Below are 25462 nucleotides of genomic sequence, written 5' to 3'. Positions count from 1 at the left end.
TCCAATCTTTCGGAGCCTGGAAGTGCCAATACCACCCGAATATATCAATGAAAGCGCAAATGATGTCCCCTCAGGTTTCACTCCTGAGCATGGATTTCCCTCTTTGTAAAAAAGCCCAAATGCCCTTCGTAAATCGTCTTTATTTTCAAAATATACAATATACAACATCGTTGCTTGATTGGCATAAGCTTAATCAGAACTTTCTAAATAAATTATTTCTTTTCCTTTTTGTTTAGCATATTCTATTTCTTTTTTTACACTTTCTCCAATATAACCATCAACATTTATAACAAAAATTGCATCTGACAAATCGATTTTTATTTTATGTAATTCACCTAATGTATTTTTTTCATATTCTGTTAAATCTCTATCCATAACATGGGGTATAATTCCTATTACAACATATCCATTTTCTAATTCTAATCTTTCAGACATCTCCTGTATTTTGTTCCAAAACCTTACTGATCCACATAATGTTACTACCTTTCTCTTCATAGCTATTTCTCCTCGCCTGTTCATCTAAAATTTAGGCAGCTCTATGATTTCACCAACAATTGTTCTTTCATAAGCTATCATCCCAACGTTATCTCTACAGATTCATCTTCTTCTGTATTATAACTTTTTCCCTACTTACTCAGTTATCTCTGTATTACTGATCTTCTCTGCAAAAATGACACGATCCAAACAGGCTTTCTCTCCGTCCTCTACCATCCAGCACTCTGCCATAGCCATTTCTATATAAAATGTTTTCTTTATGATCTCAGTTGGAATTTCCAGCTTATCTCCAATTACTGTGATTGCATAATTGATTTTTTCAAATAAGTCCTGATTGATTTTTTCTTCCATCTCATTTAATAAGAAACGAGGAAGATCAAAAATCGGGTCTCCGATGACTCCCTTCGGATCAATTAATGTATACCCGTTATGATTATTTTGTAAAATATTATGGTGGTGTAAATCGCCATGCAGAAGCATTTTACGCGGATAAAGGGTCATAAGTTCATTACAAATCTTCTCTGCCTTCTTCATATGCATACATAATACTTTATGATCTTCTCTCGTCTCCATGTATCTAGAGATCTTATCCACCCAGTCATAATACGTGGAATATTGGTACTGGTTAGTGGGCTCGATATGAAGGTTTTTGTAAATAGAACAAAATACTGCCAGACGCTGATCAAGAGAAGTCTCTTTAATCAATTCCGTACCCGGTTGTATCTGTTCCTCCAGAAAAATGCCATTTTCCAGTTTCGCCTCATAGACCTTGCAAAAATGTCTTCCGTTATATTCTAATAAGGTGTTGAATTCATCTTCAATGACTTTTACTGTCTCGCGTTTTTTTAGTATTACATTTCCATATTGCTTCGAAATTGCTTTCAGGACACAACTTTCGCGACCATCATCGATTACTTCCAGTTGACTTAATGCCCATTTTCGGGCATATATATTAAGTTCTGATTTTATTTTGTTATAATAGGAGTGGTTCTCTTCTTTCTCCTTTTTCTCCATGATTATTCTCTCATTTCTTTTTTGTATTAATTTTACATTTACAACCGATTATGTATCGCAATTCTTTAACACTGATCTATTTGTCTAAAAAATTAAGGGAAGTTCAGCTCTTGAAAATTGGTATTTATATAAATCTTTTTACTATTTCTAAATTGTATTCCAAACTGTCATTTCCATCTAATGTAATGTTTTTACACCGGAGCAATTTCTCCCATTCGTCATGTTTTGCTTTACTTCTCATCCCTAAGTCTCCATTGTCATAAACATTCGCATATTCTAAAAAATCTATATGGTCTTGATACATATCTCCACCAAAATCAATTCTCGAACCAAAATGTTCTCTTTCTCTTCTTTTTAATCGCTCCATACGAATATTAGTATCCGTTTTCAACCGGATAGCAAGTGTAAATAGAGGTATAAGTTCATCTCCCCAATCAACAAGTGAACCGGATATAACTACATTATCAGCTTTTCCAAAATCGCTTTTTATCATTGCTAATCTTTCAGCAATATTTCTTTTTTTAGTATAAGGCGGATTTGTTGGTTGCCAAAAATAATCATCTGTATCCATAAAAAAATATCCCAACATATCTCTTATATATTTTCCTAATGTCGATGTTCCAGAACCAGATGCTCCATATATATGAATAATTTTGTTTGCCATAACGTTTTCTCCAAATTCAAATCATTCTAATACTCTTTTATTTGCTTCATAAACATAATAGGTAGTTCCTTGATTTTCTAAAGACAGCGAAGCCAGCAAATTTATTCCTGATTAAAAGTTGATTGATATGAATTGATTTCATTCCATTATCACACCAATATGGGGTAATGAGCGATCAAGTCCAATTTGAGAAAATGTTTTATCAGACATAAATATTTCCTCTCTTAAAAAATTAGTTTCACTTCGTTCTTTGTAACGATTGTACCTCTGCATTTGAATTTAAAAGCAATACTTGCAATTCATAAGATAAACACCGTGAAAACCAAACGTTTTCTAATTCGTAATTAAAATGATTGCCAGTAGTAATATCATTAACGCAGTTCCGATTGCTGCAAATACATTAACAAATTTATGGGCTTTATCCCTATTATTAAATATTCTGACGATTACCTTGAATATCAAAAAGCCTATAATTCCTCCCAACGTATTATTGATGATATCTGTAATATCAGAAGCTCCTAAAGCAAATATATATTGTAATATTTCACATACCAAACTTATAATAAAAAATATTGAAAACTTTTTCGTAGTGGACCATTTCGAAAATATTATCTCTACGTAAATACCTAGAGGCATAAAAATTACCATATTCATAATAATTTCAGAAAAATCAATTTTTCCGTTTAGTATTAATGATTCATTAAATGGGATTAAATTTATACTTCTAAGATTACCTATATTACTAAACGGCAGTTCTAATTTAAATAAAATAATTTCAAACACAGCAATTAAATATATGATAAATAATATATTTGTTAACTTATCAGTTTTATTTATTTCATGTTTCATTTCTTCCAATCAATCCTCCTGTTTTATATACATTATTCGAATAGAGCTGCCTTCCAAGCGGTACAAAATTCGTTTATCGAGGCATACCGTTCAGACCTTTCTACAGAGACAGATTTTAGTGCAACATCATAGCACGCTTTACTTATTTCCCAGTTCTCAAAAGAACAAGGAGTAAATGCATTCATTTCATATCTCATTCTTACTTCAGCATTTGTATAATTACCGAAAAAACTGTCAAATAGTAACGCTCCAAGTGTAAAAACATTTGTTGCTTCATCAATAACAGCACCATAAACATATTCTTCAGGTGCTTTTAACCTCTTTGTACCCCAGTAATCTTCACCCATATCATTTAATGTTGGCTTTTTCCTAAAGAAGTCGATATCGCAAATTGTGGTAGTATTCCGTGCAAAATCATACATTATGCTACCGTCATAAAAGTCTACTGCAACATATCCGTTTTTAGAAACGGTATCCAAAAATGAAAACAACACATCTGCTGATTCAATTCGCTTGGAAATTGGCAGTTGCTTGAAGCGCTTTGCAGGGGGTAGAACATGTGGATTTTTTTTATATTTCTCAAAATTCCAAGGGTCGAATAAGCAATCACCGTCAGTCCACTTAAATACAGCAACATAAATCTCTCCAAGAGAATAATGCTTGACTAGTTTAATCAAATTTTTATGCTTGATATCTTCATATATAGGCATTGCTGCTTTTAAGGCAGCTATTGCTTCTTGCTGCGTCCGCACGGATTCAGTTGTTTTTAATCCTGCCACCTTAATGAAATATTTTTCTTCACCATTATCAACACCAAAACTTATATTCCCTGAATCGTTTTGGGCAAAGACAGCAAAAACTTTGCCAAATGATTTAAGCCATGAAAAATTGTGTTCTTCTTTTAGACTAAAGTAAACACTATCTATTTTTACATTTACCATTATTTCCTCCAAGTTTTAGGAGGGCTACAATACTGTCACCCTCCACATTTTGTTGTATAACATATTCATATAATCGACTCCTTTCGAAATCCAGCAATTAGAAATAATCAACTCCATATTATTCTTATATGTTTTCTTCAAGCCAAATACGAACTGTTTCTATATCCCCTTTTTCCATAAATGGATGTTCACTGTTTTGAGAAATTGTCAGTTTGCAGTCATGTGCTTTCACAAATTTTTGAATAACTTCTACTGATTGCAAATTGTCTTTTCCTCCATAGAGTATTGAAGTTGGGATGTTCCATTTTTTAATCGGATGTTTTTTTATGTATTGATAATAGTCCCAACGCAATAAATCCACAGGCGTCTGAATTTCTTTTTCCGTATATAACTTTTCCTCTGTTACATTAAACCAACAAAACATTTGCTGAACAAGGTATTCCATGTCTAACACAGGCGATTGAAAAAGACAGTTCTTAAATTTCCTGTCTGCATAAGTATTTAAACTGAAGTATGCCCCAAGGCTGCAAGCAAACAACGAAATATCACTCCACATTAAAAATGCATAGTTACCAATCTCAGTAAGGTCGTGTATGCCATTCCAGATGTCACAACGATAATCACTCTCTTTTCTTTCACCATGTTCCGGCAAATCAAAACTAAGTGTTTGATAGCCTTTTTCTTCCGCTATTTTAGCAAAAAACTCTGCATGTTCTTTGCAAGACATTTTTCCATGAACATTAATATATACCTTGTCTGATTTTTCACCCCAAATAATGGCAGGGATGTTGTTAATTCTAATGCTTTGCGTTTTCATTTTTGCCTCCAACTATCGAGGTATTCCCCCATAGGTTTTAATAAATAGAATGGGATGTTTATTTTCCATATCCTGCATATTTATATAGAAAATATTTCCTATCGATATTATAGCATCAACTACTATTTTATGTCTAGGTTTGAAATATTATGGATAATCCAATAGTAAACCTTCAACCACTATTACTATTCCATCAAGTTTTTTCTTTATATTAAACTCAGGAATTATTTCTTATCATTAAAATACAAAAAGACATAATCTCCAATAAGCATCATGTCTTTCATAAACCATAAAGTTATATTTTCATTTGGATATCACATTAGTTAACACGAATCCGCTTTTCGGATAGGTCGGTATTCTTGTCATATCGTAGCTTAAATCCTGATCCGGTACTTTGTATTGGATTCTATTAACAAGAAATTGAAGGGTTGCTTTCATAATTTCAACTGTTATGCTCTCTCCGGGGCAACGGTGTCCATTGGCAGGATCACCTCCGCCATGGGGAATAAATTCAAAGGGATTGTATTGCCAATTTCTAAAACGTTCCGGCTGAAATTCAAAAGGCTTTTCCCATATGCGTGAATCGTGATTTATCCCGTATACATCAAGAATAACAAGCGTTCCAGTTTTAAACTCGCAGCCATTCCAGGTAAACTCTTTTTTCACTTTTGCCCCGACAAAGGGGGTAAAGGGATAAAAACGCCGAACTTCCTGCACAAACAGGTGGGCGGCATCGGAATCGTTAAGCAACACATCTTTATAATCCGAATGTTCATACAGCGCCAGCGCCATAAATGTGATATAAGTTGAAATGGCAACTATTGGACGAATTAGATTCATCAGTTCTTTTGCCGCCATGTTCGTCTCCAGCAGATTACCGTTAAGCTCTTTATGATTTGCTACCATAAACAGAGCCGAGTCTTCAGGTGCTTTTAATCTGCCTGCCCGTAAATTATCAATAATATTTTCTATCCACTTTTCCGTTTTCGTCCTTGCTGTCTTCCCTTTCCAATGTCTCAGTCCAACAGCTCCGAAAGCGTCAATCATTTCTGCAAAATCATCTGCATATTCCTTCGTTTCAGCTTCCAATAGCGGAACACCAGCCCACTGGCAGGCAACTTTACACAAGACAAGCTTTCCTTCATCAAAGAGGTTAATCTTTTCAGCTGTTTCCCATCTGGGTATAGCCGCTTCCCATTCCTTCGTGACTAAATCAGCAAGGGTCCTTGGATTCGGATCAGTTGTAAGTGCCATGAAAAGGGATTTTCGATGAATATGTGCTTCACCATCCATGCCCTGAATTGCATTTTCTCCGGTCAGGGTTTTTTGTACCCTTTTAGGTGCCGCACCACTGCGTGCAAACTTTTCCGTATCGTAGAATAACTCCGCTGCTTCTTTTCCGGTTATACATATTGCTTCCTGTCCAAATAAGTGCGTCTGAAACAAATCGGATTTATGTTTATCCATCCTATTCTTTATATACAGATACCCGTCATGTGACAGGGCAAGGGTTTCATCAAGATCTTTTTCATGCGGTGTATTATTATTTGGCATTATTGAATCTATTCCTTTCTGTATCCTAATTAAATACATTAGGTATGCAACTATAGTATTTACCAATCAAATACAATTATTACAATTAATAGTGGAATTTAACATTATTATACACCCAGTCCTGTTTTAGAGTTTATTATGGCTATTTTGCAACAGCCCCTTTTCCATTATTCATTATCAGACTGGTAACCTTTCAATTAGGTGATTTTCTCTAATCAAAGAACCGTAATAACTTTAAAAACAAGATAAAATATATACGCTAGCAAGAGAAAAACACCGGTTTTTCTTTTTATACTTTTCCTGAACCATGATATAACAAATATAAAAACTGTTAATGTTATCATAATAGCAACATCAACCCATAGACTAAAATCCACTCTAATCGGTGATATAAGTGAAGAGCATCCAAGAACTAAAAGTATGTTAAAAATATTACTGCCAATACAGTTGCCAAGGATGATATCCGGCTCTTTTTTCTTAGCAGCAATTATACTGGTTATCAGCTCCGGCAATGTCGTAGCAATTGCAACTACAGTAAGTCCGATGAGTGTTTCGCTAAGACCTAGATTTGATGCAATATTTGAACTGCTGCTTTCTGTTAGTCTTCCTCCAATAAATAACCCAGCAAGGGAAAGAATAGAATAGATCCACAACTTCCCGAGTTTTTCTACTTTTTTAAAAGCATCTAGCGGCACATGATTTCCATCTGCATCCGTATCAATATCTCCTTCTGCATCAATTTCTATCTCTATGGAATCTTTGGAATTCTTCATAATGTATAACATAAAACCTATAAAACCAATTAATAATATAATTCCATTGATTCTGGAAAGTAGTCTATCGTCAAAAAGCATAACCGTCAGTAGTATCTGTATCCCAATCAAAATCGGAAGCTCCCGTTTTACAACAGAGTCCCTTACCTGTAATGGCATTATTATTGCGGATATACCAACAATTAAAGCAATATTTGATAAAGAACTTCCTATAATATTACCAAGTGTAAGTTGGTTAGAATGGGATATTCCTGACATTATTCCAACGGCAAGTTCTGGCGCACTTGTACCAAAAGCTACTACCGTTATACCAATAATAAAGGAAGAAACACCATATCTTCTTGCTATTTTTGAAGTAGAATCTATTAAAACATCCGCACTTTTAACTATCATAACCAACCCCAGAACTAATAAAAAATACTGCATTATCATCATCCTTTCTACTCACAATAAAAAAGCAGAGAACTTCTAATAGAAGCTCTCCACCCATAAGCTTATCATCTTGAAGCAGTTACCTGCCCAACCGGATTAACATATATTATTATTTTTAATTATTGTAACTACTCCTTCCTTAAATGTCAATATTTAGTTTATAACATTTTTACGAAGCCTAATAATTACCTAATTCTTCGTATTTACATACAATTTTTATTTATAACTTTCAGCATATCTTTTATAGCTTTGATTACCTCTTTCGGTTGGTCCTTCATAATATAATGCCCTGTGTTTTTGACAAAAATCAGCTTGGAATAATCTGACCATGTTGTCCATTCTTTCATAATATCATCTGTCATTTTCTGATATTCAGGACCATCTCCGCTATCTGAGGGATGAAGGATTGTAAATGGAATATTTCTTAATACATCACCTGCATTCTGTACCTGCAAGGAACTTTGGATAACTTCACTTAAAGTACCGTCATACTCTTGAAACTGATTTAAAAATAATTCTTCTACAGAAGGAGCATAAGTTCGAAAGAACTCAATATTTTTCTGAAAAGTATCTGCTGAGGTACCATCCACACTGACTATTCCAGCCACTTTCCCTGGATATTCTTTAACAAACTCTACTGCTTCTAACATTGAAATAGAATGAATCACCAGTAAATACGGCCCATCTACATCTGCAGCTTTTAACAATGCATATAAATCTCTTGCTCTGTCAAGGGCAGTTTTTCCGGAGCCTGTTTCAAAAACTGATGCATCATAGGGTATATCATTACCATTCAGAAAGGAATGAATCATTTCATTGCTTAATGGCGCCCTGTTAACACCACTATCGCTTTTCCCCAAGCCTGCTCGGTCATAAGTTATTGTTTTGGCATATTTTGATACTTGGGATTGAATGTCCCCCCAAGTCTCATAAGTTGGATCCTCGGAATAAGTATAAATTCCATCTCCATAACCCGAGTCAAAAACAACTGAAACTTTACTGCTATTACCCATTATTTGAGCATAGAGCCGCTTATCTCCGATATCAATTAAACCTTTGTCTACGGTGACCTTTGCTGCTGCAGAAGCGACAGATGTTAGAAATAGTGTTGTTGCAAGTAATGTTGTAATGACTTTTTTAACAAAATTTTTTCTCATATAATCCTCCATGTGTGATGCGCTTTAGCGTACTAAATAAAAGTGAAAATTGTTCTATCATTTTCACACTATCCTCCATGTGATACGCTTTAACGCATGCTTAAATCAAAAGTGAAAATTGTTCTATCTCTCTTGACTCATTATTTATGCTGATTAGTTAGCATATATTTCCTATTATAACACAGATATAGATTATGTCAAATTTTGTATTATTTTTCACTTAATATCCGTCCATCATCCCATTACACTACAATTCAAAAAAGTATACACCGGACTGTACCGTTAGTTTTACTCCATCTTCTTCCAAAGAGTAACCTGCTATCCCTTGTAGTTCCTTCCATAATTTCTCCTTCTGGAAGATAGGTATTCCACTTTCTGTTATCCGTTCTAATTCCTTTACAGGCAGATACACATCCGCACTGCAGTTACAGGGAATTTCCAGATGGATTGCCTTCTTAGCGTCCGTTCTTTCCCACCGAATCCCTATATTCCCCCTTATAGATTCATAGGTAACTTCCGCATAGTCAATATCAGAAAACAAACATGGCCGAACTATAAGCTTCTTAAATCCCGGCTTGTTCTCATCTATCCTCAGACCGGCAACATACTGAAAGAACCAGGCAGCCACACTTCCAAACATCGGATGATTATGAGAACCCTGGTCTTTCTCCCAACACTCCCATAGAGTGGTTGCTCCTTGAGACAGCATATATCCATACCCCGGATAACTTCTTTGGTTCATTATTCTATAAGCTATCTCCTGAAATCCATGGTCAGAAAGAGTCTTAAGCAGCAGCGGGGTTCCAAATATGCCGGTATCAAAATGTCCGTCATTCCTTTCCAGGATATTCTGTAGCAGATTTTCAATCACCTTAGGTTTCTTTTCTTTCGGTACACAGCCTGCTGCCAATGGGAATACATCGCATCCTTGAACACCTGCTCCGTAGGAGCCGGTTTTCTCATTGTAGAATCTTTTATGCATTCCCTTCTTTAAATCAAAACTAAGAGCTATAAAATCACACTCCTTTTCCTTATCTCCAAGAAGCTTGGCAACTGTACTCATTATGGTTGCAGATTGCAGATAGTAGTAGGTATTTACCAGTTCCGGTGGTATATCAATATTGAACCCCTCTTTTTTCCCTTGAACTTTATCAAACTGATGAGGCACCACCCATTCTCCAAGGCACCAGGAGCCAGGCTCCTCACTGGTGATTATGTAGTCCTCATCCCTGTGTCTTTGGAGGTATTCCATCCAGGCAAGCATCATTTCATAATGCTGTTCCAGGATTCTTTTATCCCCATAATACATGTACATATACCAGGGCAGTAAGACCGCGGCACACCCCCAGCCTCCAGGACCACCGCCTCCCCCATAAAAAGGTACTGTGTGCGGGATATATCCGGACTTCAAATCTCTGGCATAGTCAATATCCTCAACCCATTTTGTATAAAAGGCTGTCATATCAAAACTAAGCATGGCTGATTCGGCAGTTATCTGAGCATCTCCGGTGTATCCGAGCCGTTCACGATGAGGGCAGTCACTGGGTACCCCTCCATGCAAATTCGATAGTTGACTCCATTTGTATGCTTCATATATCTGATTAAACAGACTGTTCGAGCAGGAAAAAGAACCAGCGCTTTTAACATCCGCATGGACCACAATTCCCAGGATGCTTTCCATACTGACCCCGTCCTCTATCCTTACCTCAATATACCGGAAGCCATGCCAGGTAAAATGAGGTTCATAGGTTTCTATTCCTCTACCGGAAAGAATATAGACGTCTTTTTGCAGCTGCTCTATAGAGCCGGAACTAATATAATCCAGATGACCATTCTCATCAAGCTCTTCTGCAAAACGCAGCTCTACTTTTTTACCGGAACTTCCGCTGACCCTTATTCTCGCCCATCCGGAGATATTCTGCCCAAGGTCATATATCATACTGCCGGCCTTACTAAGGGCTATACTGCAAGGCTCAATCGCTGAGATAACCTTATCCGCCGGTGACATCTGAGCCCTTAGGCATCCAGACACCCCTGGAACTTCCTTTGCCCTCTTCCAGCTTGCATCCTCATACTCCGGGTTATTCCAGCCTGTCTGCTCCATTCGTGCATCATATATTTCACCATAATAAATGTTATTGAAAACAATTGGTCCCCTGGAATACTTCCACTCTCTGCCGCTTCCGATGACTTTTTCGCTTCCATCCTCGAACTGTATATGAATCTGCAGCCAGAATTTTGGCTTCCCATAAGCCATCTTACCTTCGACATTTCTCTCCCTTTGGTTATACCAGCCATTTCCAAGCATAATACCTGCTGCGTTATACCCGCTATTTAAGAGGGAAGTAATATCATAAACAGCATAGAGAGCACGTTTTCTGGTGTTATCCTTGTAAGGGTAGATCAAATCATGCAGGGTACGGTTATCAAAATCCGTCCAATTGGGGTCAAGTACATGATCTCCTGCCTTATGCCCATTTATGTACATTTCGTAATAACCTAATCCACATATATAAGCTCGTGCCTGTGCTGCCTTTTTCTCCAGACTGAATTCTCTTCGAAAGATGGGTGAGCTTAATTCTTCCTCCGTACCTGTCCAGCCACAGATAAAGTCTGAAGATTCTAATAGAGCAGTTTCAAATACAGCCGTCTCGCTGTTATTCCCCGTCTCCTCTGCATGGGAATAACAACGCACCTGCCACCAGTATCTTGTGCTGCTTAGGAGTTTCTTTCCTGTATATTCTATATGTATATTTTCATCGGAGACCACCATACCACTGTCCCACATGTCCCCAAGACCTTCTTCAAGCATTTCCTTACTGGTGGCAACAATTACCCTGTAGGCGTACTGCCTCATCCCTCTTGTCTCCGATTTTAATAGCCAGCTAAACCGTGGATTTGGTACATCGATGCCCAGAGGATTTGTCAGGTATTCCGTTTTCAAACTGTAAGGAATGATTGCCGTCATTTCTATCATTGTGCTTCCCAACCTTTCCAAGTAATATTTTTACTATACAATAAAAGCCCTGTTTCAAACAAGGCTTTTAAAGTCAATTTATTTTATTTTTCCATATCCTTCAAAGGGGTAGTCTATTACAATTCTCCCTTCCATGCAATCACCAATCCCGCTGTATAAGTCAGCCCTGCCGTCCTCGCGCATTACAATTCCGGAAGTAAAGGCACAATCTGACAAATGGGGCAGCTTAGCCGGTCCATCGGGATAACAGTCCCTGGTGCCGATAATTTTATAATCATGCACGGTTAGCGTATCCGGCTCTAGTACAAAGGAAATATTCATATAGGAAGATTGTTTCTCACCGGTAGTGTCTACATAACTATAACTTAGATGACCGATTACACCGATGTTTCCGCTGTCAAGCAGATACGCCTGATTACAACCTCCCCATTCTCCGCCGGCAAATAAGCCTTCAATAAAAGGTGCATTTTGAATAACTTCTGCCGTAAGCTCTTCCAGGGAATGAATAACGGAGAAGCCTATCATAGATTCACTGCCGTGCTTTTTCAAGATATTATCATTCCTCGGTCTTGAAAACACTCCAATTCTACCGTCGGCAAGTTCTACCAAACGAATATCTTTCATATATTCCGGACCGGTGGTAAAGTAATAGAGATCCTCCAGTTTTGTGCCACGGTAGAAATAACCATAATAGGTATCCAGCTTTCCTCCGCTTATTCGGACATGGGTCCCTCCCAGAATCAATTCCCTGTTAATGATGCTGATATACGGATCTTCTAACTGGTATACCATAGATTCCGGAACAAGACTCCATTCATCTTTTCCTGTCTCTTCAAATAACCTTACCAGAGAACGCATCCATTCCGCTCTTCGTTCAACTCTTCCATATATGTATCTTTTACCATTCCATATAAATGGAACAGAACAATTATAAACATCATATCCGTCCACTCCACGGAACTTTAACAGAGCTGCTTCCCGGATATTCCGGGTTTTATGAAACTTATTCCGTTCTTCAAGTATATTCATTACTTTCCTCCTATTAATATCGTATTGATTTCATAAGGTTTTACTTTCAAATATTATTTTATAAGTTTTTATTTCAAAGGGTTTTATGCTAAACTGAAATTGATCTCCCTGATGGGCGACCTCAGAAATATTATTTTCCAAAAGGTCACATTCAAAAACGCTGTTAATATTCTGATTGAACCTGCAGCACCCTTTCGTAAGCTGATTGTGATTCTCATACATACGTACAATGTATTCATTACCGCTCTCTGCCTTCTTAATCGTATCAATGAATACATTACTCTGCTCCACCGATACAAAGGATAATTCTTCCGGCAGGGTACCGGTATGAGGTTCTTGCAGTACACAATAAACCGGGCAGTTTAAGCGGTATGCCATCTGGTCAACCTTTGCCTCTTTAAAATTACCGGCATGAGGATAAAGGGAATAGGTGAATTCATGCACTTCCTTGTCAGCATCCGGGTTAGGATGTATAGCAGATTTCAGCAGAGAAAGCCGCATAACGGAATCCTTGATATCATATCCATACTTGCAGTCATTGAGCAGTGCAACACCATAGCCGCCTTCTGATAAATCCGCCCATTTGTGTGCACATACTTCGAACTTCGCCAAGTCCCAGCTGGTATTCCAATGGGTGGGCCGTTCCACATTACCGAATTGAATATCATAGGTTGCTTTATCTGAGTTTATTTCAACAGGAAAAGCTGCTTTTACAAAAGCCTGCTTTTCTTTCCAATCGATTTTCGTATTAAAGTCTATCCTGTTAATCTCTGAATAGATGGAAATCGTCTGAATCAGAGTGGATTTCAGATAATTCTTCTTAATCTGAATTATCTTTCTGACCGGACCTTCCTCCAATAATCTGATTTCAGTAACATCATTCATCTCCCAGGATTTCTCCTGATAGAATATATCCAGATTCCAGGCATCAAAATCCATGGGCTTATCCTCAAATACCTGCAGTACATTACCGAAGGCATTCGGTTTTAAGACTTGCCTTTTATTCTGTTTGTCATAGAGAGAGGTAATATTACCCTCCTTATTGAATTCCAGTTCAAAAAAGCCATTTTCCATTCTGCAGCCCTTTTGATAAACCACCTCAAAAATATTCTCCTGAGCAGGTGCTTCCTTAATGATAAACTTCTTATATCCCTTAGCCGGTAGTTTCCTGGCATAAAAGACAAGCTTGCCGTCATAGGAACCCTGTGCCGGTAAAAGCTTAGCGCCATCATAAACCTCAGCATTCTTCCAGCCTTCCGGCATATCCACTGTCACAATATCATCCCTCATAAATCCCAGCTGATTAAAGATTACGAAAGAATGTTCTTTGATATCCATGCTTTCTGCCATCGATAGAAGTGACCTATGAATCAATTCCTTCCCCTCCTGCAGCAACTGCTCATATTGCTCCTTTGAGGTCTCATATACTTCCTTTATGGAGGAACCTGGGATAATATCGTGAAACTGATTAAGCAGCGTTACTTCCCAGCTGTCATGAATCCTCTTTGCAGGATATTCCAGTCCGGTAAGCTGTTCTGCCATAACCGAGAGCCATTCCAGATCCTGATTCATAAACTCTGCTTTTCGGTTATATTTTTTATTTCTTGCCATAGAAGTATAGGTTCCTCTATGGAATTCAAGATAAAGTTCACCAACCCATTTGGGCAGCTTGGGATTGGTAAGGGTATTGTTCTCCAGCTTTTGAAAGAAGTCGATTGACTTGCCAATTTGCACCTTTGGCATTCCCGGCAGCCCCTTTTCCATTCTTCTTGCATGTTCAAGCATCTCACGGGTAGGACCGCCGCCGCCGTCTCCGAAGCCAAAGCAGTTAAGTACCTCATTATTGATATTCTTTTGCTGGTATCTCTGCCAGCAGCCAAGTACATGGCTGGGATTGATAATACCGTTATAAGTAGTGCCATTGATGGACTTCTCACCATGATACTCCTGGGTTGTAATAAATTGGGTCAGTACTTCTGTCCCATCAATACCTCTCCACAAAAATGTATCATAAGGAAGCTTGTTAAATTCATTCCAGCTGATTTTTGTAGTCATAAAATACTCTATGCCGCTCTTTTTCATGACCTGAGGAAGTGCGGCACTATATCCGAATACATCAGGAAGCCAAAGTATCTTATTTTCAACACCGAATTCCTCTTTGAAAAAGCTTTTTCCGAACATAATCTGGCGGACCAGCGATTCTCCCGAAATCAGATTACAGTCCGCTTCTACCCACATTGAACCCTCAGGCTCCCATCTTCCTTTTGCTACCATATCTTTTATTTCTTCATAGAGCTCAGGCTGGTCTTGCTTCACAAATTGGTATAGCTGAGGCTGACTTGACATGAATATGTATTCCGGAAATTCCTTCATTAATGAAATAACCGTAGAAAAGGAACGTACCGCCTTCTCTCTGGTCTGACGCAAAGACCATAACCAGGCAACATCAATATGGGTATGCCCCACACAAAGCTCCGTGATATTCTCATTTCCTATGAGTTCAGAATGATAGAATTCTTTCTCCAAATAACGGATTGCATCCTCTACGGAACAATAAAAAGCTTCGCTGCCGTCCTCTCTTAGATCCAGCAGATTGATTGCTTGTTCAAGGTAAGCCAAGGTATCTATTCTTCTTTTATCTTCCTCCGGCAGGAGGCAGACAGCCTCTAAGGGAACCGAAATATCATAGTACAGCTTTTCGACACGGCGATTTAATACAAACATCTCCACTTGTAATCTGCTATACCCCTCTTCTGTACCTCCATAGGCATACAAATCCACACAGAATTCTCCTCTGCCTTGACTATCCTGGGGAAGAAGAATCCAGGTATGATTTACATCCAAACCATGCTGGAGCTTTTTATCTACCCAGGCGATAAACTGTGGATTTGTTGCATCCCAGCCTTCTCTGTCTGTTTTTATCTTAATAATAACCGGGCTCCCTATAAATTCCTCCGGAAGTATTACCTGAAATCGAAACCAACTGTGCTTATCTCTTCCTCCCCAGGTCAGTCTGTCCGAATAGGCTTCCCAATCCGAATCCTTCTCCTCTAAGAGATTTAACTCACCGTATTCGCATTCCTTCCACTTTATCCCGTGAATCGGCAGGCTGTATTCCATGGTTCTGCGGTGCAATTCTTCCAGTATTTTTTTAATGCGTCCTTCTATGAAAAACATGTAAAAACTCCTTTAATATAATTATTTCAGGAAACCTTTTTAAGTCACCTTGGCACTAACACTTCGTTGCGATTACCGGGCGCTTTTGTAACTCCCATCCTGTCTTATCGGATATAAAACCGGCAAGTTCCAGACCCATTCTATAATGGGTCTGGTATCCCGGGTGAAAACCACCGCCCCAGCCTTCAACCTCAGGATGAATCAATCCCAGATCCACTAAGTATACTTTTTTATTTCCACTCCGATTAAAATGGGAAACTACCTTTTCTACGCTTTCAAGATAATTATTATTCATTGTTCCAACACAACAGAAAACATAGGGGTCTGTATATCTTGCCAGTATGTCCTCAATAAAATCAATGTAGGCGTGGATGTATTTCTGATGATCGATAGTATTAGAATAATCGTTCTGTCCCAGATTAATCACAATTCCATCTGCCGGATATTGCGAAAAATCCCAAGGTGTCGTATCCTTGCCAAGTGTCCCTGCAAAATGCACCGGTAATCCGTTAATATTACCTCTTGCATCCTGCAGCACACCGATACCGCAAATAGCCATCGTATGGTATTCTGCATTTAACATCCTTGCACTGATTCCCACATAAGACATGTAACCATCATCCAGATTCGTAGCTTCTGCCACCTCATGAGGATGTCCGATTCCTGCTCCGTCGGTGATAGAATCACCAAAGTATTCAAGGCGGAGATTTTTGCATTTGGGAGGATTCAGAAAGCATCCGCCTTCCGGTAAAGAGAACTCATGAAATGATATACTGCCGGTTAAGATACCGGTTCTTTTATGAATCTCCAGTATATGCTCCTCCTCCGTTAAATTACCTTCAACCACATACTCGTGAATGCCCTTTTTCAGGTTAATCCAGTTGCGTGCGATGCCATCCAAAACAATTTCAACATAATCGTTTCCCTCTGAATCCTCTGCTGTCATACTAATTGACCTTCCTTTGAAGGCAACAAATACCGCGCTGTTGACCCATGCACATTTTACACTACTATCTTCTATTTCAAATCTTCCCATTAATCTCGCGTTCTCTTTAAAACAAAAACCCATGATTTAATTCCTCCGTATACACAGGTAATTATATTTTATATCAATGTTTTAATTTCCAATTTTCCTATTGAATCCGCTTCTCTTCCATCGGAAGTTCCGTATAGATCGGCTGAAACTCCCTGAAAACCCGGAATAGAACATTTTAAAATAAGTTTTTCATTCTTATGGCTGTTATGGAACAGGCGTACCTGTGATTTTCCATCGCAGCGTATTATCGATACGGTTTCCACTGACTTATTTTCACAGCTAAATACATTTAATTTAATAGAATCAGGTTTACCGGGCAGGCGTTCTGCCAGCAGCGGTTCTCTGAGCAGGGAATCTTCATAAGGAACATAAGCCTCTTCCCAAGTAAGCCCATGTGGCATTATGGAATATTTCATTTTGCATCTTCCTCTAAGAGGCTGATATCCCCACCAAAAATTACTATGGTATCCAAACCCCAAGGTAAGTGTAAAAAGATTATCTACCAGAGAATAACCGTTTACATGGTCACAGAATATTGCCAGTCCTGAGTTGGAGCTCTCTTGATAGATATCTGCATAACCATTTACTATGTTATGTTTTATTGTATCCCAGGAATCAAAACGAGTGTCAGTCAATCTGCTCTCATATATATCATAAGGAGCGCTTTTTATAACTTTAACCGGACTGTTTCCCAAAGGAAATTGTACTCCGATTTTGTAATCTTCCCTGCAAGAGGACCTTTTCCTTCCATGATACCTTTCCTCCACGGCAGGTTCATAAGGATATCCTATTTCTGTATCTTTCATAAAGTTTATCGATGTTTCAAAATCAATTCGGCGTTCATGAAGAGTAATCTTTACCCTATTCTCAAATTCGATTTCATGAAATTCTCCGCTAAACACAAGTTCTGTGTATAAGGGACCATTGGATTTTATATTGCATTCAACGGTCAAATCCAGTGTATCAATAAATTTCTCTTCCTTTACCAAGTATCCCCTTAAAGAGCCAAAACCCGATACTCCTTCTGTATAATCACGCTTTGTTTCCCTGTCATACAGCCGTACGATAGAACCGCCTTTTTGCAGGTCAAAAACCATCTGAAAATAATCGTTGGTTACTTCAATGGTATTCTGTGCCGTCTTTACCGCCATGCCTTTTCCAATTGACACCGTATCTGCCGGAACAACGCGGTAGGAAGTATATCCGATGCCCTCGGAATTTACATAGAATCTTAATACGGCCGCTCCAATGCTGCCATCTTCGTAATATCGGATTGGGTCTAGCTGGGAGGTTAAGCTGTTATTCTCTTCATCATATACTTTGACATCACGAATGCCATAATCAAACCCCAGTGTACACTCCACCTGGGAAAGGCGGGGATTACCAACCGTATTATATACTCTCAGCCATTGTTCATTTCCAGGGTTAATTTCCTGCGGTCTCCTTCCGGATACCGCTAGCATAGCACGCTCAGTAATCTCGTCTATCATTGAACAGCAATCAGTTACAAGAGCATTGGATTGAAAAGCCCACATACGGGTTCCCTCTCCGCAGGTAGCACAGATATAACCATCGTGGTGCTGTGCCTGCATCAGCTTTTTCCATGCTTGCTCCAGCAGAGAATGGCACTCCTCCCTTTCGCCCCTTTCCGCTTCCGCAATGGCAAGTAATTTTTCAGCTTGCAGTACCCGATTCTCAGCATGGCGGACATTCCGAAGCATCTCCTGCAGAATACGGTTACCCCAGGGAAGAGCGGTTAGCACATCTTCCTGTGATAACAAGACTTCTCCCTTGATGCGGTCTCCAAACCTGCTAAAGTACTCACGCCAGGTAACATATTCTACATCAATATCTTTTACCAATGGTTTCGAAGACCATCCAAGGTCCTGGAGGCACATTCCTGCCGGGGCACTAATTCCATGAAGGCTGCACTTCTCTGCGAAGCCTTCAATGGATGAGAAGTCATAGCCGGAAGCTTCCGTTGCATTACAGCTGATTAATTCTTCCCCTTCATACCGTGGAACAGCAGGAAGAAACGAACCGTCCTGACTGAACAGACGTATTATCTCTCCTGGCATTTTAGCCATATACCCGCCCCATGCCGTTGGGTTCTTTAAGCTTATTCTTGCATAACCAAGCTGCCTTAATATTTGAGGGAGCGAGGATGTAAAACAAGGTTCCTGCACCGCATAAGTATCAACGACTACTCCGGGAAAATGCTCCTTGATGACCTTGACCCCATAAAGCAGCTGGCGAATATTGCTCTCACCGTTTACTGCCCAGCAAAAGGGCTGAGCGTAGCTACCGCTGATAAATTCCAGACGGCTTCCAGATATCGGATCGGATACCATTTTTTCTATTTTTTTGTATGTTTTATAGTCATGGTTTTTTAGATATTTCCAGGATTCCGGTTCGATTTCCAGACTAATCTTCCATTCCGGATAGCTTTCCAGGGCATGGAGGATATCCTGCCAGGAGCCCTCCGGCATATGTCCGCGGATGCCCCCATGATATCCGTCTATAAAGTATAATTTGCTCATTCCTTCCGTACCTTTCTATAATAAGAAGATTGAAACCTATTTCTGGTCACCGTCATAATACACCCAACGGTTACTGGTCTTGAAAATAATCATAGAAAGCACCAGCGTGATTACCAACAGTACCCAAGCCAGAGCTGAAGCATATCCCATGGAATATTCCGTAAATGCCTTCGTGTATAAATGATAAGCAAAGAAGTATGTCGAGTATGCCGGCCCACCGTTTGTCATAATGAAAGCCTGGTTAAACACCTGAAGTCCGCCGATTACGCCGGTAATAAGATTAAAAAAGAGGGTGGGTGTAATCATAGGCAGGGTAATCTTAAAGAACTGTTTCATAGCGCCGGCTCCGTCAATGGATGCCGATTCGTATAAGGATTGGGGCACATCTTGAAGTGCGGCAAGATAAATGAGCATACCTCCGCCGACAGTCCAAAGACTCATCAAGATTAAGGAAGGCTTTGACCATGCCGGATCACTTAACCATCCGGGACCTTCGATTCCGATTTTACCTAAGAAGGTATTAAAGAGACCAAAGTTGGGTTCCATTAACCACAGCCATAAAAGAGCCGTAGCAACCGACGAGGTTATTGTAGGCAGATAAAAAAGTGTACGGAATAAGCGCATACCTTTTACTTTCTGATTCAGTAATATTGCAACCAGCACTCCGGCAGCGATTCCGAGGGGTACGCTTATAATTGCGTAATATGCGGTATTTACTAGGGACTTCGTAAAAAGAGGGTCCTTTGTAAACATATAGATGTAATTATAAAAGCCTATCCACTTCGGCGGCTTTAAGGTATTATAACTGGTGAAACTGTAGTAGAGCGAGGAACACACGGGATAAAGTGTGAAGATTAGAAAGCCTAAAATCCAAGGTGATGCAAATAGATATCCCAAGATTCCTTCTTTTGTCTGCATGCGCAAACCAGAGCGCTTATTCGCAGCTGCTGGTTTCATATTTTTCTGGTTTGTATTCATATTAAAGGACTTCCTTTCATACTTGGCTCCCATTTGCGTGTCATTAGCACCTCTTAAAAATGCCAATGCCCAGTACAAATCAGGGGAAGTAAAAGCGTTCGTTTCACTCTTTGCTTATTTCGTCAACCAGCGAAGCATGTACGAATATGCTCCGCTGGTGAAATCATTTATTTATTCGTAGCTTCGTATTCCTGAATCTGAGCTTCAACTGCCTTCTGTGCATCGTCTAAAGCCTGCTCCGGTGTTTTCAGACCGTTCTGAGCTGCTTCAATTTCTGGTGATATTGCATTCCACCAGTTCTTTGCCTTTGGAATATATCTATTCGGTACAGCATAGGGCATATCTGCAACGATTGTCTGCCAATTGGGATCTGCTTTAATCTCTTCGCTGGTTTCCATAGCCTTTTGATTCGCAACCGGCCATTTATTCTGTACAGCCCAGTATTGCTGATTCTCAACATTGGTCATATAAGAAACGAACTTCCAGGCAGCTTCTACCTTAGCAGGATCGCCGTGGTCAAATACCTCTAAATCAAAACCATCGCCTGTAGCAGCGCGAACACCTCCGTTTGCAGGAATCGGGATGGAGCAGATGCCGTAATCAATATCTGATTCTGATAATTTCTTATAAAAGTCATTTACGTTAACTTCCATTGCAACATACCCTGCAAGGAATGGATCAATACCGGTGGTTGCGGATGAGGATTTCAAAGACTGAGCTTGTTTTACACCGTATTTATTCGTCATATCAACATACCACTTTAAGGTATCTAATACAGTCTGGCTGGTGATAGTAGGATTATCCTTGTCATCGAAGAAGGAGCCGCCGCGTCCGTCAAGATAATCCATAAAGGAAGCATTGCCTAATGAAGGATGAAAGCCCATAACTTTAATATTTCCCTTTGCATCTACCTTTGTCAGTTTATCTGCATATTCCTCCAGTTGTTCCAGTGTCTTAGGAGGATTTTCCGGATCAAGTCCTGCATCACGGAACATCTGCTTGTTATAAACTAACATACGGGTTCCCCAAATCATGGGCATACCATAAATACCGCCATCATAAGTAACATCTTTTACTGCATATTCATAGTACTGGCTCATATCAAAGCCTTCCTTATCAATATACGGCTTCAGGTTGGCAAGGACACCGGAAGATGCTCGGAAATTATTATCTCCCAGTCCCATGAATCCAACATCAGGGCCGGTTCCTGCCGGTATTGCTGTATCCATTTTAGATAAGAAATCAAAGAAACTGATACCTAAATCCTCTACATAAACCTCATCCTGTGATGCATTAAAGTCCTTAATTAATTTGTCATGCACCTTTTTAAATACGTCCCCTTCGGGAAAAATGTGCCAGTATGTAATTTTAACCTTTTCCTTCGGCTTCTCTCCCGCCGTTTCTGTTCCTGTACCATTCCCTGTAGCAGGAGCTTTTGTATCGGTGCTCTTACTGCATGCCCCAAGTGATCCTACCAGTAAAACAACCAGTAACATGGACAAAATCTTTTTGCTAAACTTGCCAAACATTTTTGTTCCTCCTCTTAAATATTATTATTTATTTTCTTCAGCCCTTGACTGAATAAAATACGCAGATAAATATCATCCCTTAATACCTGTAAGGGTAATACCTTTGACAAAGTAATTCTGAAAACTAAAAAATATCACCAAGGTAGGCAATGCGGTTACAATGGAGGCAGCCATTAAAAGATTCCATTGTACTCCCGAATAACCCTTAAAGGCACGAAGTCCTAGTGCAATGGTATATAACTTAGGGTCTGTCAGATATATCAACGGTCCAAAGAAATCATTCCAAGAGCCCATAAAAGTAAATATTGCAATGGTTGCAATAGCAGGCTTACATAACGGCATCATGATGTTAGAGAAGATTCTAATCTCAGAGCAGCCATCAATTCTTGCAGCTTCCGCTAATTCCGTAGGCAAAGTCTTGAAGAACTGTCTTAAAAGAAAGATATTAAAAGCACCGCCGCCGAAAAAAGAACCCGCAATTAACGGCAAATATGTATTCAACCAGTTTAATTTCTTATACAGTACAAACAACGGTATCTGTGTTACCTGACCGGGCAGCATCATAGTCGCTAACATCACGACAAACCAGATATCTCTTCCCTTCCAGCGAAGCCTAGCAAAAGAATAGGCCACAAGAGAGGAGGACAGCACCGTACCAAGCATATTAAGGCTTGTGATAATCAATGTATTTATCGTATATCTGCCAAAAGGCATCGATGTCATCGCTTTTACGTAATTCTCAAGATGAATTTCGGTGGGAAAAAATATCGGGAGAATCATTTCCTTATTGCTTTTTAGTGAAGTCATGAGCATCCATATAAACGGAAACATGAATAGAATGCTTAATGAAATCAGGAGAAATAAAACGATAGAATTTTTAATTACTTTCCCTCTCCCTCTTTTGTGTAAATACCTTTTCTGATAACCTGCTTGTTCAATACGAGCACCTTGACTACTCATGTTGTTACCTCCAGTAATTAAAGTATACTTTATTTGTTATTTAAAACATGTTTATATGCTAGCATAACATTCGTATTTCGTCAATACATTAAATTTATTTTTTGATTCAATGTTTGTTTTGTACATTTTCACAAATTATCTACCTAAAATTCATATTAACATTTTTAACATACGATATACTTTATCTGATTATATTTTATAAATTAACATAATACACAATATTATTATAGACAGGTTATTTCTTGAAACCGGCTAAAAACAGCCCTTTCAGACAATTTTCAAATTACTCTTCTATTAATACAAACAACTTTTTGCCCTTACAAAAGAGTATAATTATATTATCTTGACTTTTTTAAATATTAATGTATACTTTTATTAGATTTTAAAATCAAAAAGTTTATATAACTGCATTTTATGACTTTATTACCAGAAAAGAGGGGGTTATATTTTGGAGAATGAGTTAAAATACGAAACCGTAAAACATGCTATCTTGAACCAAATACATACCGGTGAGCTTCATACCGGCGATAAATTGCCGAATGAAGAAGACTATATGAAGCTGTTTAATGTAAGCGGAATAACAATTCGAAAAGCTTTGACAGAGTTGGCAAACGAAGGATACATCGTCAGAATTAAAAGAAAAGGTTCCTTTGTAAATAATCCAAAAATAACAGAAAATCAAAGCCATTTAATAGCTTTGATTTTATCTGCGGAAGATTATTATGATTCCTCTTATATGAAAATCATTAAAGGTGCCCAGCGAATGGCGGCTGAATTCAATTACTCTTTAATTGTTGAATGGAGTAATGAAAATCTTGCAATCGAACAGGCATCTATCCAGAAAATGCTGGACCGGAATGTAGATGGCTTTTTGATTTATCCCTTCGATCCAATTAAGAGCATTGATAATTTTAAATTAATCGAACAACGAAATATCCCCTATGTACTGGTGGACCGCTATAATCTGAACCGCCCCTGCTATTTCGCAGGCTGTAACAATCATGATGGAGCCGTATTAGCTACCAGGGAGCTGATACGCTTAAAGCATACCAAAATCAAGTTCGCAGGCTATCATTTTTTTCTGAATTCGGAGCAAGAGCGATATGACGGTTATTGCAGTGCAATGCGTCATGCCGGCCTTCCTGTAAATGATGATAATTTGTTAACCAGTATTAATTACGATTCCCTGGCAGAGAGTATCCTTAGACATGACATTACAGCATTATTTTGCAGTAATGATAAATTAGCTGTCAAGGTAATGAAACAATTGCATGAGCGGGGTATAAGAATCCCCCAGGATGTTTCTATTATGGGCTTTGATGACTGGGATAATTCCCGTGATCTGCCTGTTGCCTTATCCACAGTAAAACAGGTCTTTGAAGAGATCGGTATTAATGCAGCCAACTTACTAATCAATGCCATCCTAGGCAAAATACAGGGCGGCAATACCAAAGTATTATCCGGTGTTTCTTTGGTTATGAGGGATTCAACCAGTGAAAATCCATATTCTTAACACCAAAGCTTTACAAAAATGAAAGGAAGTATTTTATTATGTCATTTGATTTTATTCATAATAGTCTGCGCCATGGGCTCTTTCATAAAGAACCGGACGGAATCTCCTGTTTTCTTCCCGGCAGTGCTATCAGTGTATGCTTTCAGGGGCAGGAAGTCACTCTCTCCGTAGATGACATGAGCAAAAGTGGGAAAAGCTGGCTTAACATCTACATAGACAACCTTCCGGTACGGGTCATGCGAATCGATCCAGACAACCAGATATACCAGCTTGCCGATGATCTTGAGGATGTACCTCATACCCTTACGCTGCAAAAACGGACCGAAGCAGGCTTTGGAACCATCAAGTTTACAGATCTTACTACTGAGAACGGAACTTTTTTACCTCCTCCTTCCCCGAAACCTCATAAACTAATGATCATTGGTGACTCTATTACATGCGGTTACGGAAATGAAGCTCAGATTCCTTGCGACTGTGATGCATCCAGAGAAAATAACGCTCTGGCTTACAGCGCTTTGCTAGGGGATTTTTTAAATGCTGAAACCTTAATCGTAGGTGCCTCCGGAACAGGCTGTTATCAGAATTTTGGCGGTTCAAAAGAAGGCCGTATGACAGATTATTTTATGGAAAATATCTGTCCGGACCTAGACCAGAAAGCACTTGACCCCTTCGAGCCAGAGGTAATTGTCGTTAATCTCGGAACCAATGATTGGTCAGCACCTATTGAGCCCACTGACTATACTAACCGCTATCGTAATCTGACAGATTTTATCCGTAGCAGATATCCGGCTGCCGAGCTGTTCTGTGTCATCGGCCCAATGAACCTTGGTCCAAGCCCTTATCTAGAAGCACTGGTTAGAACTTTGCAGGAAGAGGGAGACACACATATTCATTTTATGGAGTTCCCTTTGATTAAACGGCCGGAAGAAGGCATGGGCGGCTCCGGGCACCCCTCAATAAAAAAGCATCATCAAATGGCTGTACAATTATCTGAGTTTATTAAGCAGAAATGCAGCAATTTTTGAAA

General features: G+C 39.0%; 19 protein-coding genes and 1 other annotated feature. Of the genes, 2 read left to right on the top strand and 17 right to left on the bottom strand.

All coding sequences use genetic code 11. The annotated features are described in order from the left end of the window. Positions 1-189: 189 nt before the first annotated feature. From bsdcttw_RS05505 to bsdcttw_RS05425, 17 genes are all read right to left on the bottom strand, one after another. Positions 190-495 (bottom strand): hypothetical protein, encoded by a 306-nt coding sequence (locus tag bsdcttw_RS05505; protein WP_185258387.1) that lies wholly within the window; start codon positions 493-495, stop codon positions 190-192. Between the two features lie 135 nt (positions 496-630). Then, entirely contained in the window at positions 631-1509 is an 879-nt protein-coding gene (locus tag bsdcttw_RS05500; protein WP_185258386.1) for an aminoglycoside phosphotransferase family protein, read from the bottom strand. 124 nt (positions 1510-1633) lie between these two features. Beyond that, positions 1634-2173, bottom strand: coding sequence for an AAA family ATPase (locus bsdcttw_RS05495; RefSeq protein ID WP_185258385.1), 540 nt, complete (start codon positions 2171-2173; stop codon positions 1634-1636). 333 nt (positions 2174-2506) lie between these two features. Next, complete coding sequence (locus bsdcttw_RS05490; RefSeq protein ID WP_185259722.1) at positions 2507-3022, bottom strand: VanZ family protein; 516 nt, start codon at positions 3020-3022, stop codon at positions 2507-2509. A gap of 32 nt (positions 3023-3054) precedes the next feature. Then, the gene (locus bsdcttw_RS05485; RefSeq protein ID WP_185258384.1) at positions 3055-3963 is read right to left on the bottom strand and encodes a hypothetical protein; all 909 of its coding nucleotides are present in this window, start codon (positions 3961-3963) and stop codon (positions 3055-3057) included. 124 nt (positions 3964-4087) lie between these two features. Continuing rightward, the gene (locus bsdcttw_RS05480) at positions 4088-4780 is read right to left on the bottom strand and encodes an alpha/beta hydrolase (RefSeq protein ID WP_185258383.1); all 693 of its coding nucleotides are present in this window, start codon (positions 4778-4780) and stop codon (positions 4088-4090) included. Between the two features lie 303 nt (positions 4781-5083). Next, positions 5084-6334, bottom strand: coding sequence for a cytochrome P450 (locus bsdcttw_RS05475; RefSeq protein WP_185258382.1), 1251 nt, complete (start codon positions 6332-6334; stop codon positions 5084-5086). A gap of 215 nt (positions 6335-6549) precedes the next feature. After that, a complete protein-coding gene (locus tag bsdcttw_RS05470) occupies positions 6550-7533 on the bottom strand; it encodes a calcium/sodium antiporter (RefSeq protein WP_185258381.1) in 984 nt (327 codons plus the stop codon). Positions 7534-7583: 50 nt separating this feature from the next. After that, positions 7584-7632 (bottom strand) — a sequence feature (sodium ion sensor (DUF1646 type); this cis-regulatory element may regulate processes involved in with the transportation of sodium ions). Positions 7633-7742: 110 nt separating this feature from the next. Continuing rightward, the gene (locus bsdcttw_RS05465; RefSeq protein ID WP_185258380.1) at positions 7743-8696 is read right to left on the bottom strand and encodes an alpha/beta fold hydrolase; all 954 of its coding nucleotides are present in this window, start codon (positions 8694-8696) and stop codon (positions 7743-7745) included. 247 nt (positions 8697-8943) lie between these two features. Further along, on the bottom strand, positions 8944-11673 hold the full coding sequence (locus bsdcttw_RS05460; protein ID WP_185258379.1) for a family 78 glycoside hydrolase catalytic domain: 2730 nt from the start codon (positions 11671-11673) through the stop codon (positions 8944-8946). 78 nt (positions 11674-11751) lie between these two features. Next, complete coding sequence (locus bsdcttw_RS05455; protein ID WP_185258378.1) at positions 11752-12702, bottom strand: MTP-1 family protein; 951 nt, start codon at positions 12700-12702, stop codon at positions 11752-11754. Positions 12703-12732: 30 nt separating this feature from the next. After that, entirely contained in the window at positions 12733-15879 is a 3147-nt protein-coding gene (locus bsdcttw_RS05450; RefSeq protein WP_185258377.1) for an alpha-mannosidase, read from the bottom strand. A gap of 55 nt (positions 15880-15934) precedes the next feature. Further along, the gene (locus bsdcttw_RS05445) at positions 15935-16948 is read right to left on the bottom strand and encodes an SGNH/GDSL hydrolase family protein (RefSeq protein WP_197979826.1); all 1014 of its coding nucleotides are present in this window, start codon (positions 16946-16948) and stop codon (positions 15935-15937) included. Positions 16949-16983: 35 nt separating this feature from the next. Further along, the gene (locus bsdcttw_RS05440) at positions 16984-19455 is read right to left on the bottom strand and encodes a glycoside hydrolase family 38 N-terminal domain-containing protein (RefSeq protein ID WP_185258376.1); all 2472 of its coding nucleotides are present in this window, start codon (positions 19453-19455) and stop codon (positions 16984-16986) included. 36 nt (positions 19456-19491) lie between these two features. Continuing rightward, positions 19492-20433 carry a carbohydrate ABC transporter permease gene (locus tag bsdcttw_RS05435; RefSeq protein WP_185258375.1) on the bottom strand — a complete coding sequence of 314 codons (942 nt, stop codon included), beginning with the start codon at positions 20431-20433 and terminating at the stop codon, positions 19492-19494. Positions 20434-20600: 167 nt separating this feature from the next. Then, entirely contained in the window at positions 20601-21962 is a 1362-nt protein-coding gene (locus tag bsdcttw_RS05430) for an ABC transporter substrate-binding protein (protein WP_185258374.1), read from the bottom strand. 72 nt (positions 21963-22034) lie between these two features. Next, entirely contained in the window at positions 22035-22922 is an 888-nt protein-coding gene (locus bsdcttw_RS05425) for a carbohydrate ABC transporter permease (RefSeq protein WP_185258373.1), read from the bottom strand. A 448-nt stretch (positions 22923-23370) separates the two neighbouring features. On the opposite strand from bsdcttw_RS05425, the gene bsdcttw_RS05420 reads away from it, so the two are divergent. Both bsdcttw_RS05420 and bsdcttw_RS05415 read left to right on the top strand, forming a co-directional pair. Continuing rightward, entirely contained in the window at positions 23371-24435 is a 1065-nt protein-coding gene (locus bsdcttw_RS05420; protein ID WP_185258372.1) for a GntR family transcriptional regulator, read from the top strand. 38 nt (positions 24436-24473) lie between these two features. Further along, positions 24474-25460, top strand: a complete 987-nt coding sequence (locus bsdcttw_RS05415) for an SGNH/GDSL hydrolase family protein (protein WP_185258371.1) — start codon at positions 24474-24476, stop codon at positions 25458-25460. Positions 25461-25462: the final 2 nt, after the last annotated feature.

This window comes from Anaerocolumna chitinilytica (assembly GCF_014218355.1).
In the GTDB taxonomy this organism is placed as follows: Bacteria; Bacillota; Clostridia; order Lachnospirales; family Lachnospiraceae; genus Anaerocolumna; species Anaerocolumna chitinilytica.
This window is presented reverse-complemented; position numbering and strand designations above follow the sequence as displayed.